This is a genomic window from Micromonospora sp. GCM10011541, from assembly GCF_042650725.1.
GTDB classification, from domain to species: domain Bacteria; phylum Actinomycetota; class Actinomycetes; order Mycobacteriales; family Micromonosporaceae; genus Micromonospora; species Micromonospora sicca.
Genome location: NZ_JBHSBP010000036.1, coordinates 42,282 through 56,413, shown reverse-complemented (window position 1 = coordinate 56,413; position 14,132 = coordinate 42,282). Strand labels below are relative to the sequence as shown.

The 14,132-nt window shown below is 72.1% G+C and carries 16 protein-coding genes; 2 read left to right on the top strand and 14 right to left on the bottom strand.

Annotation, left to right across the window (positions count from 1 at the left end):
* Positions 1-64: 64 nt before the first annotated feature.
* Both ACFOYX_RS15490 and ACFOYX_RS15485 read left to right on the top strand, forming a co-directional pair.
* Positions 65-2,419, top strand: coding sequence for a BTAD domain-containing putative transcriptional regulator (locus ACFOYX_RS15490; protein ID WP_322443103.1), 2,355 nt, complete (start codon positions 65-67; stop codon positions 2,417-2,419).
* On the top strand, positions 2,416-3,642 hold the full coding sequence (locus tag ACFOYX_RS15485) for a DUF2637 domain-containing protein (protein WP_377534057.1): 1,227 nt from the start codon (positions 2,416-2,418) through the stop codon (positions 3,640-3,642). Before ACFOYX_RS15490 ends, ACFOYX_RS15485 begins: the two co-directional genes overlap by 4 nt.
* A gap of 205 nt (positions 3,643-3,847) precedes the next feature.
* Here the strand turns inward: ACFOYX_RS15485 and ACFOYX_RS15480 are convergent, their stop codons facing one another.
* The 14 genes from ACFOYX_RS15480 to ACFOYX_RS15415 all read right to left on the bottom strand — a co-directional run bounded on the left by ACFOYX_RS15480 (position 3,848) and on the right by ACFOYX_RS15415 (position 14,055).
* A complete protein-coding gene (locus ACFOYX_RS15480; protein ID WP_322443102.1) occupies positions 3,848-4,033 on the bottom strand; it encodes a hypothetical protein in 186 nt (61 codons plus the stop codon).
* Complete coding sequence (locus ACFOYX_RS15475; protein WP_322443101.1) at positions 4,030-4,206, bottom strand: hypothetical protein; 177 nt, start codon at positions 4,204-4,206, stop codon at positions 4,030-4,032. The genes ACFOYX_RS15480 and ACFOYX_RS15475 overlap by 4 nt, the downstream gene beginning before the upstream one ends.
* A 164-nt stretch (positions 4,207-4,370) precedes the next feature.
* Positions 4,371-4,706 (bottom strand): hypothetical protein, encoded by a 336-nt coding sequence (locus tag ACFOYX_RS15470; RefSeq protein WP_322443100.1) that lies wholly within the window; start codon positions 4,704-4,706, stop codon positions 4,371-4,373.
* Positions 4,707-4,878: 172 nt separating this feature from the next.
* Positions 4,879-5,061 carry a hypothetical protein gene (locus ACFOYX_RS15465; protein ID WP_322443099.1) on the bottom strand — a complete coding sequence of 61 codons (183 nt, stop codon included), beginning with the start codon at positions 5,059-5,061 and terminating at the stop codon, positions 4,879-4,881.
* A gap of 177 nt (positions 5,062-5,238) precedes the next feature.
* On the bottom strand, positions 5,239-5,835 hold the full coding sequence (locus ACFOYX_RS15460; protein ID WP_322443098.1) for a hypothetical protein: 597 nt from the start codon (positions 5,833-5,835) through the stop codon (positions 5,239-5,241).
* A gap of 176 nt (positions 5,836-6,011) precedes the next feature.
* On the bottom strand, positions 6,012-6,446 hold the full coding sequence (locus tag ACFOYX_RS15455) for a hypothetical protein (protein ID WP_322443097.1): 435 nt from the start codon (positions 6,444-6,446) through the stop codon (positions 6,012-6,014).
* Entirely contained in the window at positions 6,443-7,441 is a 999-nt protein-coding gene (locus ACFOYX_RS15450; RefSeq protein WP_322443096.1) for a DUF4192 domain-containing protein, read from the bottom strand. Before ACFOYX_RS15450 ends, ACFOYX_RS15455 begins: the two co-directional genes overlap by 4 nt.
* A 204-nt stretch (positions 7,442-7,645) precedes the next feature.
* Complete coding sequence (locus ACFOYX_RS15445) at positions 7,646-9,244, bottom strand: VWA domain-containing protein (protein WP_322443095.1); 1,599 nt, start codon at positions 9,242-9,244, stop codon at positions 7,646-7,648.
* Between the two features lie 14 nt (positions 9,245-9,258).
* Complete coding sequence (locus tag ACFOYX_RS15440; RefSeq protein WP_322443094.1) at positions 9,259-10,380, bottom strand: AAA family ATPase; 1,122 nt, start codon at positions 10,378-10,380, stop codon at positions 9,259-9,261.
* Between the two features lie 249 nt (positions 10,381-10,629).
* Positions 10,630-10,932, bottom strand: a complete 303-nt coding sequence (locus ACFOYX_RS15435; RefSeq protein ID WP_322443093.1) for a hypothetical protein — start codon at positions 10,930-10,932, stop codon at positions 10,630-10,632.
* A gap of 45 nt (positions 10,933-10,977) precedes the next feature.
* Positions 10,978-12,066, bottom strand: a complete 1,089-nt coding sequence (locus tag ACFOYX_RS15430) for a DUF4314 domain-containing protein (RefSeq protein WP_322443092.1) — start codon at positions 12,064-12,066, stop codon at positions 10,978-10,980.
* A gap of 91 nt (positions 12,067-12,157) precedes the next feature.
* Complete coding sequence (locus ACFOYX_RS15425) at positions 12,158-13,270, bottom strand: C40 family peptidase (protein ID WP_322443091.1); 1,113 nt, start codon at positions 13,268-13,270, stop codon at positions 12,158-12,160.
* The gene (locus tag ACFOYX_RS15420) at positions 13,267-13,806 is read right to left on the bottom strand and encodes a hypothetical protein (RefSeq protein ID WP_322443090.1); all 540 of its coding nucleotides are present in this window, start codon (positions 13,804-13,806) and stop codon (positions 13,267-13,269) included. Before ACFOYX_RS15420 ends, ACFOYX_RS15425 begins: the two co-directional genes overlap by 4 nt.
* A gap of 3 nt (positions 13,807-13,809) precedes the next feature.
* Positions 13,810-14,055: a hypothetical protein gene (locus ACFOYX_RS15415; RefSeq protein ID WP_377534052.1), complete on the bottom strand. Its 246-nt coding sequence runs from the start codon at positions 14,053-14,055 to the stop codon at positions 13,810-13,812.
* Positions 14,056-14,132: the final 77 nt, after the last annotated feature.

The window sequence follows — 14,132 nt, the reverse complement described above, 5'->3', positions numbered from 1 at the left end:
ACACGGCGCGTCGCCCGTTACCCCCCGGCCTGACCTGCACCGAATTTCCGGTTAACGATCTAGCGTGTCGCCCGGGACCGAGGCACCTGACGCCGGCTCGTCAGCACCCACGAGCCCCACGACCGCCGATGGCGCCGCCACCGCCGACACCGACGCCCGCGCCGCCAACGCCGACCGGTCCTCCCGCGGGGTGTCCCTGCCCAGCGGCAGCTGGGTCGACCTCGGCCTCGCGCTGGCCATCGCCGCCGCTGTCGCGCTGGTATGGGCACACCGCCGACGCCGCTACATCCCCCGCCAGCCCTCGGCTCAGCCGCGCGTGGGCGACCCCGACCTGGCGCCCATGCCCCGCGTGGTGAACCAGATCCGCCGCGCACTGCGCCGCGCCGCCGACCACCCCCACACGCCCGACCACGATGAGTGCGGCGCGGTCGATGGGGACGTCGACGGCCTCAACGACATCGCCCACAGCGCCGCCGGCAGCACTAACAGCATCGACGAAGCCGACGTCGAGACGATTCACGGCGACGTCGCCGATTCCAGCGCTCAGCACGCGACCGGCCCTGACGCCAAGGACCCACCTACCGATGATCCCTTGCCGGTGGCGCCGGCCCTTGCGCATCCGCTGTCGGCGGTGTGGCCGCCCGCCGGACTGGGCCTGACCGGGCCCGGCGCGCAAGCCGCCGCCCGAGGATTCCTCACCGCCGCCCTGGCCGCCGGCAGCCTGGACCACCCTGACGCCCGAACGCAGGTAGTGATGCCGTCGGCGACCGCGGCGACCCTGCTCGGCGCCGCCGCGGTCAACCTGCCCCGCACGCCTCGGCTGACCGTCACCGCCGGCCTCGAGGAAGCCCTGGAGATCCTTGAAGCGCAGACGCTGCACCGCACCCGGCTGGCCTACCAGCACGAGGTCGATACCGTCACCGACCTGCGCGCCGCCGACCCCTACGAAGAACCCCTCCCGCCGGTCATGCTGCTCGCCGACGCCACCAGCCGCCACGAACGCGCCCGCATCGCCGCCCTGCTCACCCAGGGTCAACGCCTAGACATCCACGGCGTGCTACTCGGCGCATGGCCCGACGGCACCACCGTCGACGTCGCCGACGACGGCACCACCACCCCCGCCGACGGCGACCGCCATGGCCCCCACCCCGCCGACGTCGGGCGCCTCGCCGTCATCAACCCCACCGAGATTGCCGACCTCCTCGCAACCCTCGCCGAATCCCACACCGGCCAACTCCCCGCACCCGCCCCCACCGAAGCCACGCCCACCCGAATACAGGCCGAGACGCCAGCGCAGCCGGCCCGCCCGACGACGCCGGTCAACGGGGGAGAGCCAGGCACGGAAGCAGGCGTCGAGGTCGCCGTCGGCACCCACACGCACGCGGACTACAACGGCACGGAGGGTCCCGGCCGCCATCACACGGAAGACGTCACCGCCGCCACGACCGACACCTCCACTGCTGAGCAGGACAGCACCTCGGCCGGCGCCACCGACACCTCAACCCCTGAGGCGGAAGCCGCCCCGGCCGAATCCACTGGCACGACCGTTTTCGCAAACGACGCCGACCACACCGCCGACATCGACCCGGCCGCCGTCCACCAGGAATCGGGCGACACTGAGACGGCGCGCCCGCCCGGGCGGGTCGAGGTGAGCGTCCTCGGCGCGCCCGGCATCGTCGGCGGCGACCCTCAGCGCACCCTGCGCGCGAAGTCCCTCGAACTGCTGGTGTATCTGGCGGTCCGCGACGGCACCGCGTCCGTGGAGGCGATCCTGGACGACCTGCTGCCGGATGCGCCCGCCAGCAAGGCTGTGCATCGGTTGCACACCTACGTCTCGGATCTGCGCAGCGTTCTGCGGCACAACGGCGGCCCCGGCACCTACCTCACCCACCCCCACCACCGGTACCAACTCAACTCCGACCGCTTCGACATCGACCTGTGGCGGATGCGCGCCGCGATCCGCGCCGCCGACACCGCCACCTCCAAGCCGGACCGGATCGCGGCCCTGCGCCGCGCCGTCGACACCTACCGGCAAACACTTACTGAGGGCTACGACTACGAATGGGTCGAGCCCTACCGGGAGACCGTGCGCCAGGAGGCCCTCGACGCCGCCGTCGCCCTCACTGAAGAGCTCGCCAGTCAGCCCACCGAACAACTCGCCGTCCTCGATACCGCGATCGGCCAGCACCCCTACGCCGAAGGGCTGTACCAAGCCGCGATGCGCGCTCGCGCGCAACTCGGCCACCTCGACGCCGTCCGCGCGCTGCGCCGGACGTTGACCCGCCGGCTCGCCGACATCGACGCCGAACCCAGCGACGACACCCTCGCCGTGGCCGACCAACTCGTCGCCGACCTGCGCCGGCCGGACCGCCAATCACGCACACGACGCCCACCCGGCGCGAACGGAGCGGCCGCATGAGCGCCGCAACAAGCACAACGCAGCCCGGCGGCGCCACCGTCGCGAGCACCACCACGTTCGCTGACACCAGCACGCACCTGCGTCGTCTGCGGTGGGCCGTGCGCGCCACGCTCACCCTCGGCGTCGCCGCGTCGGTGGCCGCGAACGTCCTACACGCCCGACCGAACCCGATCAGCCAGATGATCGCCGCGTGGCCGCCGCTGGCGCTTCTACTCACCGTCGAACTAATCTCCCGCGTCCCCCACCACCGCCGCTCACTCGGCGTGATCCGGATCGTCGCCACCACCGTCATCGCAGCCATCGCGACCTGGGTGTCGTACTGGCATCTCGCCGGGGTCGCCGCACGCTACGGCGAAACCGAAGCCGGCGCCGCCTACCTGCTCCCCGTCTCCGTCGACGGCCTCGTCATCGTCGCCAGCGTCACCCTCGTCGAGATCACCGCACAGATCCGGGCCGCCACACCCGAACACGGCCTCCCGCCGATCACTCGGCCCGAGCCCGTACCGGCCGTCCCGGCAGCGGCAACGCCAGCACCACCCTCGGCAACAACCCCCACAATCGCCACCACCGCGCACCGTCCGGAGGCAGGCATTCTTCCTGCCCCCGCGACACCAGCCGCCGTGCGTACGGCCGAACCGGAGACCGGAGCCGTGCTTGCTTCCGCTGATTCGACATTGCCGGGCCTCGCGGCTCGCAGAGGCGAGTACGGGCGGGCCGAGACAGCCGCCGAGCCGCCAGGTCCCGCGCATGCTGCTAATCCGCCGTCCGGGACGAGGGGCATCCATGGCGTACCTGGCAAGCGGACACCGCCACCGCAACCCGATGCACGCCACGAGGAGTGCACTGCGGGGTCATCTGCTGCCAGCGGTGACATCTCCGCTTGCGTTCCGGCTGAGGATCCCCGACCGCGCTCATTGGTGAGCCGCGGCGTGCCGAACGACGAGACGACGGACGGCCAGGTGCCCTCCAAGACCGCCGCCGCTGTCGCCTACTGGTACCGGCAGGATCCCGATCTGCATCCGGCTGAGATCGCCGCACGAATCGGCCGATCCGAACGCACCGTACGCCGACACTGGCCGCCGCCCACAGACACCGCCACGCCGCCCGTCAACCGCCGCACGCTCGCCACGGTGGCCGGCAGCCTGCTTGCTGACGCCCCGTTCCAGCAGCAACCCCTCGGCGCTCCTAACGCAATAAAGATCGACCCTTCACGCAGGCGTTGATGCCCGCCGCGGCGGATGCGATCTGCAGCAGATGGCTCTCAGCGTTGCTGATGCCGTTGGATCTGCTCCTGTAGCCGCGCTAGGCGGGCATGAAGATTGGCCAAATGCGCCGCTGCTTGCTGCGCGCGCACGTGTAGATCTTCCAAGTCCCGCCTGAGCTGGTCCCCGGCGTGATCCGCGAGCGGAGTGGGCACCTCGGCGGTCGTCATCCCTGTTCTCCCCACGCTTGAGCAACCCGCCGAAGGGCGAGCGGGTTTTGCAAGCCGTACCCGGAAGTCTGACCAGGGAAACCAATGCCGGCGGGCGCCAATGGCAGGAGGGCGATGTCGTTGCCGACGATATCGCCGGTGAGGTCGAGGGCTTGCGCGGCGGCGGCGATGATCGCGGTCATGGCGGGGCGAGGACGTACGGTTCGCCGTGCTGCCACGGTTCGTGCGCCAGCCGGCTGAACGTGCCTAGCACGGCGCGTTGACGGGCGGGGTGGTCGGGGTCGTGTTCGAGGTGGGGTTCGAGGAACGCCCGCAGGTACTGCTGGGCGAACCGGCCACGGGAGTATTCGGTCATGCGCAGGCGCAGGTCGACCGCGGCACGGGCATAAGCCCGCGAGGGTGGACGCGGTACGGAAACTCACGGTCCCTCCAGGGGTGCGCGCGCACCGGCGACGGGCAGGTCGCCGGTGCGGCCAGAGGTATCGGTGCGACGGGCAGGTGCCGGTGTGCGGGGCCGGATCAGGCGGCGCGCGGGTACGGCATCAACCGCTGGGGTGGTGCAGCCGGGCGAGTGGGCCGGAACCAGCCGGCGAAGTGTGCTGCTGCGGCGGCGGCCGGGGCGGCGACCCGTGCCCGGCCCCGGGCGAGCAGGGTGGGTCGGGTCGCAGCCTCGCAGGCGCGGTGGGCGTCGCGTGCCGGCGGGCACGGATACGCCTCGCTGGTGCAGCGCAGGTTGGCGCAGTGGCCGGGCTGCTCGGGGCGGGGAAGGTGGGCGGCGGCGACGTCGGTGGCGAGCAGCCACAGCAGGACGTCGGTGACGGTGCGGGGTACGGCGCGTCGGTGCGGCTGCGTCATCGGGCGTTGCCTTCCGTATAGCGGTGTCGGGTGGCCGCCACCCCGGCCAGCGGTGCGGGGATGCCGCTATCGGGTTCGCCGGGGTGGCGACCGCGAGCAGTGACGCTCGACTTTCCGCATAGATCAAGTCATCCCCTCCCCACCTACCCGGCGGTGAGGAGGCCGGCGTGGCTCAGCCGTCGCCGTGGATGAGGAAGCAGTCCGGCACGGAGGGGTCGTCGTGGCGGTAGTCGGCCAGCCACCTGTCGTGGTGGGCCGGCTGGCTGCAGTGCCGGCAGGCATTGGCACCCCGCGTCGGGTTCTCGCCGTCACGGCCTTGCTCGCTGGTGTCGTCGTGCGCGGCGAACGTGCACATGCCATGCCTGCAAACGGCCGCCCGGCTTTGCGGAGCCCGCCGGCGACCAGGATGCGCTCGGTGAAGTGGCGGACCTCGTCGGCGTGCCGGTTCTCTGTCGCTTGGACGCTCGTACGGCGCATCCCTGTCGTGGCCGCTTAGCGGTGGCAACTGCTGTGATGGTGGAGAGGCGTTGCCTCAGGCCCGATCGAGGGTGGTGGTGGGAGCGTCGGCGATGTGGCCGGTGGCGTGCACCGGGTGGGCGACCGGCAGCCTGGTAGTGGAACTGCCGTCGTGTGCGAGTGCTTCGCCGGCGTCGAGATCACCACCGAGGGCGTCGTAGCCTTCCTGCCCGTCCCACTCGATGTGGGCGGGCAGATCGGCCAGCGCCGTTTCGATGGTGTTCTCCGCCTGGGTGAAGGCGTCCTCGCGGGTGGCGGCGGTGACGTCGATGAGCAGGGGCAGGGTGAGGCGGACCTGCCAGCGGCGGGGCAGCAGCGGCAGGTCGAGGACCTCCAGGATGCTGTTCGCGGCGTCGATGCTGACCTGCTCGGTGCAGACGGCGTCGGCGAGCGCTTCCCGTAGCTGCCGGTGGAACAGGTCCAGCGCATCCGGGTGCCGGGTGACGTCGGACGGGGTGCAGGTGTGGGTCTGCCGCAGGTGGGACAGGACCTGTGCGGTGGTGTAGGTGAGCCAGCCCAGTGGCGCCTGCTGGCCGGGGTGGAAGGTCTCCCAGCTGCTGCGCAGGATTGTTTCGAGGGCTGGCTCGCGGGGTGGGATATGCGCGCTGGTCATCTGCGGTGTTCTCCTTTTCTGGCGTCGGTGAACGGATGTGGAGGCGCCCCGCAGCCGGGAGGCGCGGGGCGCGGAGGTTGCCGGCGGTGCCGGTAGAGGGCGGGTGCCAGCGCGGGTCGCTGAGCGTCTACGGCAGCGGTGGTCAGGGCATGACCGGCCGTGCGCTGTCGGGTTGGTCAGCGGGCGGGGGTGCTGTCGCCGCGACGGGTGATCAGGCCGGTGCCCAGGTCGGTGAGGGCGGTGCACTCATGGCGTAGGCGGGCGGTGGCGTTGTCCCGCTGGGCGAGGGCGCGGGTGAGGGCGTCAGCGACGCGGTCGAGACGCTGACGCAGGGACATAACCGTTTTGGCATCGCCGGCGGCGTGAACGGTGCAGAGCAGGTCCGCGGCGGCGGTCAGCGCGGCGATCTGCGCGTTGGCGGCAGCGATGATGCATGCCGCCGACAACAACGCGCACACGGAGTCGGGATGCTGCGAGCAGGTCTGGTCCAGCTCGTCCGCGTCGAGGGCATAACCCTCTTGATGAGTGAGGTGTCGCAGGACCTCGAGATAATCAGACACAGGCTTCCTTCCGAAGATGATGGCTTGACCGGTGATGACGCGCGGGATCACGGGGCGGTGGGGAAGCCCTGGGCGGGCCAGCCGTCGAGCACGGACGGCGGGAGCCCTTCGCGCAGCGCCCGGTCAATGAGCTGGGCCAGGGAGTAGGCGGGGTTGGCCGCCAGTGCCCGGTCGACGGCGACGGAGGCCAAGGCCCCGGTGCCGCTGCGCCAGGCGGCGAAGGCGAGCAGGCTGGCGGGTGGGGCGGCGAGGTCGGGTTGGGCGCGGCGGGTGATGTCGCTCCACAGCGCGACATGCCAGGGCTGCGAGTCGGTGGCCCGCCACGCGGCATCGCGGATCGCGGTGATCGGTAGGAGCACGGTGAGCCAGGCCAGCTCGTCGTCGGTGAGCACCTGGTCGTCGGCGTAGCGGGCGAACGTTTCCCGCACGATGTCCTCGCCCGCGCGGATCAACGCGCCCCGGCCACCCTCACTGGAGAGGGTGCGGCGGCGCGCCCGGGCCTTGTAGGTGGCGCGGGTGACGGCGTGGCGGGCGGGACCGTCGATGGGGGCGATGCTGGCGACGAGCGCCCGCCGGTCGGGCAGCGTGCTGCAACCGGCGACGATGGCGTGCAAGGTGAGGTCGCTGCGGTCGGGGTCGAAGGGCATCCCGTCGAGGGGGCAGCAGGTGGGTTCCTGGCAGAGGTAGGAGTAGTAGCGGCGGTCGGTGACCCGCAGCGCGTCGAACACGTCGAAGCCCGCATCACGCAGCCGGGGCGTGACGGTGTCGACGACGGGGGTGACCCGGCTGGCGGGGCCGTAGCCGATGACGATCGCGGTGGTCACGTCGGCGTGGCCGAGCATGCGCAGCTGCTGGGGCATCAGCTCGTCGGCCCAGTCGACCGCCTCGGCGGGGTCGGGTAGGTCGGTGCGGCTGGCGACGGCGACGCGGGTGCCGGCGAGACCGACGAGGACCAGGCTGTCGGTGGGGTGGAAGCCGAGCAGGTAGGGCACGGCGACGATCAGGTCAGCCGGTGAGGTGACCGGTAGGCGGTGCTTGTCGCTCACGATGTCTCCCAGATCTGGGGATGGAAGGCCCGGGCACGGCCGTGCGGCCGTGCCCGGGGTGCGCGGTCGCGCGGGTAGCCGGGCAAGCGGCTGGAGGCGGTACTGGGGAAGGACCGAGCGGTGTCGGTCAAGAGGCACGCGGTCGCTCCGCGGCGTCTGGCGTCGCCGGGGGCCGTCCGGCCAGGGCCGGTCAGCTGGCTGTTGTCAGGCCTGCTCGAGGGCGGTGACGGCTGCGTCGGCGATGTGGTCGATGGCCTGCACCGGGTCGGCGACCAGGACGGTGGTGGTGTCGGTGAAGGTGTGCCCGTCCAGGTCGGCGGGGCGTAGCCACAACATGGCGCATCCGGCGCGGTGCAGGGCGCTGACGAGCCGCTGCGCCGCCGGGATGTCGTCGAGGTCGCCGTCGGAGACGACCGCGAGCATCCGCAGCCTGCCGGGTTGACGCAGGTGCAGCACCTCGTCGGCGAGTTTGACGGCGTCGATGAAGGTGCTGCTGCCGCCGAACGTGTTCATCTCCAGCACCTGGGTGGGACGTTGCAGGGGCGGCACGAGCAGGGTGACGTCGCTGCCGAACGCGATGGTGGCGGTGACGGCGTCGCTGCTGCGGGCGGCGTGGGCGAGGATCCACCCGGCCGACGACATGGGTCCGGCGTAGGGGTGCATCGAGTACGACACGTCGACGATGACGCCCAGGTGCAGGGTCGGCTTCGGCGGCGGCAGCGTTGCCCGCTGCTGCCAGGGTGTGGCGGTGGGGATGGTGCCGGCGGCGCGCTGCGCCTGGGCGGTGATGGCGTGGCGGGTGCGCAGCCGCCCGGGTGGGATGAGGCTGGGCCGGGTGTCGGGTTCGGGCTGGTGGGTGCGGGCGCGTCGCAGTCGGGCGGCCAGATGGCGGGCGGCCGCGCGTTCACCGTCGGTGGGGTCGCGGCGAGTCCAGGTAGCGGGCGCGGAGAACTGGGCGTTGATGCGCTGGGCGGTGAATCCGGCGGGGGTGAGGCCGGCGGCGTGGGCGAGGTAGTCGGTCAACGCTTGGGCGAGGCGGCCGGCGAAGACAGCCGGGTCCGGTGTGGGCGGCTGGGGCTGTTGCCAGGGGTCGATGCCGAGGATGCGGCACCACCGCCACGCCAGGTTGATCATCTGCTCGGCGTCGGTGTCGTCGGTGGTGTGGGCCTGCCGCCACACCTCGCGGAGTTGGAGCAGTCGCTTGCGGCCGAGGATGGCGGTGACAGCGGCTCGGACACCCTTGATGTCCTTGCCGGTGACGATGCGAGCGTCGACCCGCGCCAGCAGCAGCCCGGCGAGCTGGGCGGCGTGCCACGGATCGTCGACGGGAGCATCGTCGGGGCTGATCAGGGTGGTGACGGTGTGGCGCAGCCACCGCCGGTCACCGCGCCGGCGGGTGCGCTGCCGGTACTCGATGCGCGACTCCTCCAGCAGTGTGGCGACCTCGGCGACAACCGGCGGGGTGCCGGGCGGGGTGCGCCACCGACTGTGCGAGGCGTGGGCGGCTTCGTGCACGAGCAGCCCGTAGGCGGTGGGAACCGCCTTCTTGTGCCCGGCCCGGCGCGGGTTGGCGACATCAGGGGTGCCGATGTGGGTGGCGTCGACTTCGATCCGGCAGGCGTCGGGGTAGAAGCAGGCGGGGGCGCCGCCGCCCGCGCCAGGGGCAACAGTCACGGTCAGGTCGGTGCGGCCGGTCAGGATCGGGACGTGTCGGGTCCAGGCGTTGCTCCAGTCCTGCCAGGCCGGGTCTCTGACGCCGGACGTGATGCTGCCGGCCTGCAAGTGGGTGCGGGGATGGGGCATGAGAGGTCTCCTTTTCAGCGTTGCTTGCCGAGGGCCAGCGCGGTGATGTCGGTGCCGAACTGCTGCTGCAGGGCGGCGATCACCTCGGGCCGGTCCTCCTCGGGGGCGCGGCCGGCGAGGTTCGCGATCGCCGCGGGTAGGCCGAGGGTTTTGCGGACGCGGGCGAAGCCGAGCAGCTCGCGTAGCTGCGGCGCCCACGACACCCGCCCGGCGGCGAGGTCGTCGTTGAGGGCGATGGCCGCTTGCACGGCGGGGGTGGGGACGCCGAGGTGGCGGGCGAGGTCCCAGTCGGTGGTGACCTCGATGTGCACGTCGAACCGGGACGCGAGGGCCTCGGTCAAGATCGCCCCGTGGACGCCGGGGTTGTGGCCGGCGATGACGTAGAACCCGTCGACGGCTTCGACGCGTTCGTTGCGGTAGCCGGGGATGGTGATCACCCGGCGGCCGTCCATGGCCGGGTACAGCACGGCGAGGACCTTCGGCGGGATGAGGGTGGCGTCGTCGATGAGCAGCGCCCGCCCTTCCCTCATCGCGGTCACGAGGGGTCCGTAGACGAACTCGTAGCCGCCGTCGGGCAGCGGGATGAAGTTGCCGAGGAAGTCCTCCACGACGGTGTCGCCGGTCCCGGCGACGGTGAGCAGGTCGGGAAAGGCGGCTTCGACGAGGGCGGTCTTGCCGGTGCCGGGCGGCCCGTAGAGCAGCACGGGGATGCGCTTGTCGCACAGCCGTTGCAGCACGTCGACGTCGGTGGCGCCGGCGAGCTTGCGCGGGAAGTACAGGTCGCCGTTCGGGCGGGCGACCGGCTGCCGCCGCCCCGACCTGCCGCCGCCGCTGCTTGGGGTGCGCCGGGCGGGTGGGGGGAGGGTGCCGGCGGCGTCGATGCCGGCCTGAGTGATCTGGAAGCGGTGCGGGCCGGTGTAGTGGGTGGCGTACCCGGCAGCGGCCATCTTCTTCAAGGCTTCGAACACGGCGCCGGAGGAGCGGGCGGTGATCGCAGTCGTGACCTGGCCGACCTTCAACCACTGATCCGGTTGGCTGGCGAGGTAGGCGGCGACCTGCCGGTAGAGGTAGCCGGGCCGGCGGTCACCCCCGGGTGCGGTGCCGTTGGTGGGGACGTGCGGGGTGTCAGGGTCCATGCGGGGTCTCCTGCTGGTAGGGCCCGCGCACCCGTCTCCGGATGCGCGGGCGGTGATCTGTCCGCGCGGCGGAGACGGGCTGCACTGGGCAACCCCAGCAGGGGGAGCCAGCACACCCGTGACGTGCCAGAGCCGGTCAGCCCGCCAGGGCTGCCGGGGTGGAGCGGGGTCGCCGCCGGGTTCGGCGACGACGATGAACGCACCCGATCCCGCATCGATCAAGTCGAATCGGGGCGGGCGCGCAGGGTGTTAGCGGCGGCGGAGGGTGACTTCGGTGGTCGGGCGGCGGGAGATCTGCACGGTCAGGCCGAACACGCTGCCGTCGGACAGTTCCAGCCACACCCCCCGGTCGAGGGTGAGGACTCCGGCGTCCTGGTAGGTGCGAGCCGAGGTGATGTGTACCGGTTGCCCGTCGGCGTCGGTCAGCTGCGGCAGGTCGGCGTCGTCGCAGAGCTGGTCCAGTTCGTCGCTGGTGAGCAGGTGCTGCACCAGGGCTTGCAGGATCTCCTCGTGGGAGTACTCGCCGAATTCGTCGTCGAGGTCGTCGCGCATGGTCGTGCTCCGGTCAGGGTCGTGAGCGTGGGCATGGGGGGCGTGTCAGGATTCGGCAGGTGGTGCTGGGTTGACTGGGTCGGGGATGTCGCCGGCGATGCGGTGGCAGTCGTAGGGGTGCACCGTGATCCAGGTCCAGGCGCGGCCCATGACGGTGTACCGGCCGTCCGGGTCGTTGGCGATGTGCTCGACCGCGTCCGGGTCGCCGTGCACCTGGGTCTCGTCGACGTCGATGACGTCGCCGTCGAAGCGCATCCGGGCCATTGACTCGTCCACCAGGCGGTCCAGCTGTACGCCGGTGATGCCCTGGGCGGCGAGGTGTTGCCGGTAGCGGTCGCGGGCGGCTTGCTGCTCGGTGACGATCGCTTCGGCGACCTGCCGGGTGCAGGTGAACACCGCCCACCCGTTCCACGTGTCGACTAGGGTCCCGACGAACCCCACCGGCACCCGCATGTCACCGTCGCTGTTTGGTGTCCACGCCCAGTCGCCGGCGAAGACCCCCGGCCCGCCGAGCCGCACCTCGTCCGGGTGCAGGTGGCTCAGGTCGCGGTCGTCACCGGTCGGGCTCAAGGTGATCCGGCACTGTCGGGCCACCTCGTCGGTAACCGCGGCATCGAAGCCCTCGCACCATGCCCACCGGGTTTGGTCGCAGCGGGCTGCGGTCAGGTCCTCCCACGCGGGTGCCCCTTCGGGTGCGGCCTCGGTGTAGCGGGCCCGGTCGTCGGCGAGCGCGTATCGGTCGCCGGCGGGAAGCCCGTCGAGGACTTCGAGGTCACCGTCATCGAGTGCGGTACAGATCCGCCGGGCGGTCGCGGCGACATTGCCGCCGGCCCGGCAGCCGAGGACTTCTTGCGCCCACCACTGCGCTGCTTCCTTCCCGGCAGCGGCACCGGCCGTGCGCAGCGCGTCGAGCCGCCGCTGCCAGCCGGTGTCCGCCGCGCCATGGGAGGTGTGGCGGATGCGGTCGCCGGCGTCGAGGACCATCGCCAGCCGGGACCCGCTGTCCCAGTCGACGGTGACGATCCGCTGGTCCGGGTCGTAGCCGCGCACGGTGCCCTCGTCGCCGGGACGCAGCAGCGTGTGCGGGTCGTTGGTGTGCTCGAGCGCGATCCGCTCGCCGGGTTGGTAGGTCACGTGGAACCTCCATCAACTGTGCGGGAATCTCCGGCCGATCTGAGCCGGAGGTGACACGGGGGTTGTCCGGCCTGATGGCCCGTGGCGGGGTTCAGGCGACGATGCGGCGTACGGCGGCGAGCTGGCGGCTCCAGGCCGCCAGTCGGCTGATCTTGACGACGTCCCCGGTGTGCGGTGCCTGGATCAGGAGGCCTTGGCCGAGGTACATGCCGACGTGGCCGGGCCGGCTGGCGCTGCCGCGGCTGCCGGGGATGAACACGAGGTCCCCGGGCCGCAGGTCGCCGTAGTCGGTGACCGGGGTGCCGGCGTGGATCTGCTCGCTGGTGGTGCGGGGGATGGGGATGCCGGCGGCACGGTAGGCCTGCTGGATCAGCGAGGAGCAGTCGCATTGCCGGGCGGGGATGCCGGAGTGGGGTGCGGTGCAGTCCCCGCCGAAGGTGTACGGGGAGCCGAGCTGCGCCAGAGCCCAGCCGATCGCGGTGACCACCGGCAACGGCGTGCCCGGCGGCAGGCGGAACCTGGGTGGTAGTGGTACGGGTTCGCCGCCGAACTGGCCGTCGCCGCCGTCGACCAGGCACAGCGGGTTGCTCATCGCCTGCTCCAGATCGCCGGCGACCGGCCCGGCGGCGGTTCCGCCAGCGAGGACGCGGACCAGGGCGATGGCGTCGTCTTCCCACTTGGCGTAGGCGCCGGGGAAGGCGGAGCGCTGCACCGCTTGGGCGGCGTCGGTGAGCGGCATGGCCTGCCAGCCGTCGACGCCGAGCAGCGCGCTGTAGAACTTCCCCGCGGTGTAGCGGGGGTCCTGCAGCTGTCCGGGGCTGCCCCAGCCCTGGGAGGGGCGTTGCTGGAACAACCCGACGGAGTCGCGGTCACCGCCGGGCAGGTTCCGCAGCGCGGATTCCTGCATGGCGGTGGCCAGGGCGATCACCCAACCCCGGGGCGGGACACGGCGTTCGGCGCCGACGGCGACGATCGTCGTGGCGTAGGCGACCTGCTCGCCGTCCCAGCCGTCACCGGGGAATCCGCCGGCTGGCGGCATCGGGTGCGTGGTGGGCAGCAGCGGCGCCCCGTCGGTGCCGACCGCGCTGTAGCAGGCGGCGGAGGCAGCGCCGCCGCCGGTGAACAGCGCCCCGATTCCACCGGCACAGAGCACGAGGAGGGCGACCTCGGCCGCGCCGATGGCGGCGAGGGCGCGTGCGCTCACCGGGGTGCCCCGGTCGGTGACGGCAGGGGGCAGCGCTGGCTGCCGTCCCGCTCGTGCCTGTCGGCCGCTTCGATGTCGCTGCGGGGATGTGGGGTGGCGCAGGTCTCGAGCCGGTATGCGGAAACGGGCTCGCCGCCGTCGGTGTGCACGGTGACGGTCGCGGTCGCGGGGTCGATGAGGTAGATCCACTCCGCGTCGAGGTGCGCGGCCTGGCACAGCGGGAACACGCTGACCGGCTCCGGCGGGTCGATGACGCCTGCCGTGGTGGTGGCGAGGGTCATGCCGACCCCGGGGACCGGGCGCTGCCAGGCGAACGCGGGGCTGGTGTCGGCGGTGATGGCGTCGTCGAGGTATTCCCAGTCGTGCGCGAGGACGGCGGTGGCGAGGGCTCGTGTGTCGTGGTGGGCGTGGCCGGCCCAGATCCGGGCGAGGGTGGGCACGACGGCGGCGGGGTGGCCGTCGAAGAGCACGAACCGGGCGTGCACAAGGTGCGCGTTGGCAGGGTTGCTGGTGCCGACGTAGCAGCGGGTGCTCACGTGTTACTCCTTCGATGGGGTCGGTCGCGCCGGCAGGCCGGCGGGGTCGGTGAGCAGGTCGTTGGGGTGCAGCGGGAACTCCACGCCGCGCATCGCGCGCAGCGGCGCCGGTCCGGCCGTGTCGAGGCGCCGGTCGTGGATCAGCAGCAGCGTCGCGGGGCTACCCCAGCCGAGGGTTTCGGCGTTGGCGTCGGCGGCCAGGAGGCAGCCGGCGAGGGTGTGGACAGCGGGGAAGGACAGCACGGTCATCTCCCTCGAAGAGTCGGAAATGGAAGGGACCCCGCAGCCGGCGGCTGCGGGGTCACTGAAGGGCATGTCGGGCGGGG

Excerpts from the sequence above, each read along its gene's own strand:
- ACFOYX_RS15485 (WP_377534057.1), top strand. The coding sequence starts at position 2,416 with ATGAGCGCCGCAACAAGCACAACGCAGCCCGGCGGCGCCACCGTCGCG.
- ACFOYX_RS15480 (WP_322443102.1), bottom strand. The coding sequence starts at position 4,033 with ATGACCGCGATCATCGCCGCCGCCGCGCAAGCCCTCGACCTCACCGGC.
- ACFOYX_RS15475 (WP_322443101.1), bottom strand. The coding sequence starts at position 4,206 with ATGACCGAATACTCCCGTGGCCGGTTCGCCCAGCAGTACCTGCGGGCG.
- ACFOYX_RS15470 (WP_322443100.1), bottom strand. The coding sequence starts at position 4,706 with ATGACGCAGCCGCACCGACGCGCCGTACCCCGCACCGTCACCGACGTC.
- ACFOYX_RS15465 (WP_322443099.1), bottom strand. The coding sequence starts at position 5,061 with ATGTGCACGTTCGCCGCGCACGACGACACCAGCGAGCAAGGCCGTGAC.
- ACFOYX_RS15460 (WP_322443098.1), bottom strand. The coding sequence starts at position 5,835 with ATGACCAGCGCGCATATCCCACCCCGCGAGCCAGCCCTCGAAACAATC.
- ACFOYX_RS15445 (WP_322443095.1), bottom strand. The coding sequence starts at position 9,244 with ATGCCCCATCCCCGCACCCACTTGCAGGCCGGCAGCATCACGTCCGGC.
- ACFOYX_RS15440 (WP_322443094.1), bottom strand. The coding sequence starts at position 10,380 with ATGGACCCTGACACCCCGCACGTCCCCACCAACGGCACCGCACCCGGG.
- ACFOYX_RS15435 (WP_322443093.1), bottom strand. The coding sequence starts at position 10,932 with ATGCGCGACGACCTCGACGACGAATTCGGCGAGTACTCCCACGAGGAG.
- ACFOYX_RS15415 (WP_377534052.1), bottom strand. The coding sequence starts at position 14,055 with ATGACCGTGCTGTCCTTCCCCGCTGTCCACACCCTCGCCGGCTGCCTC.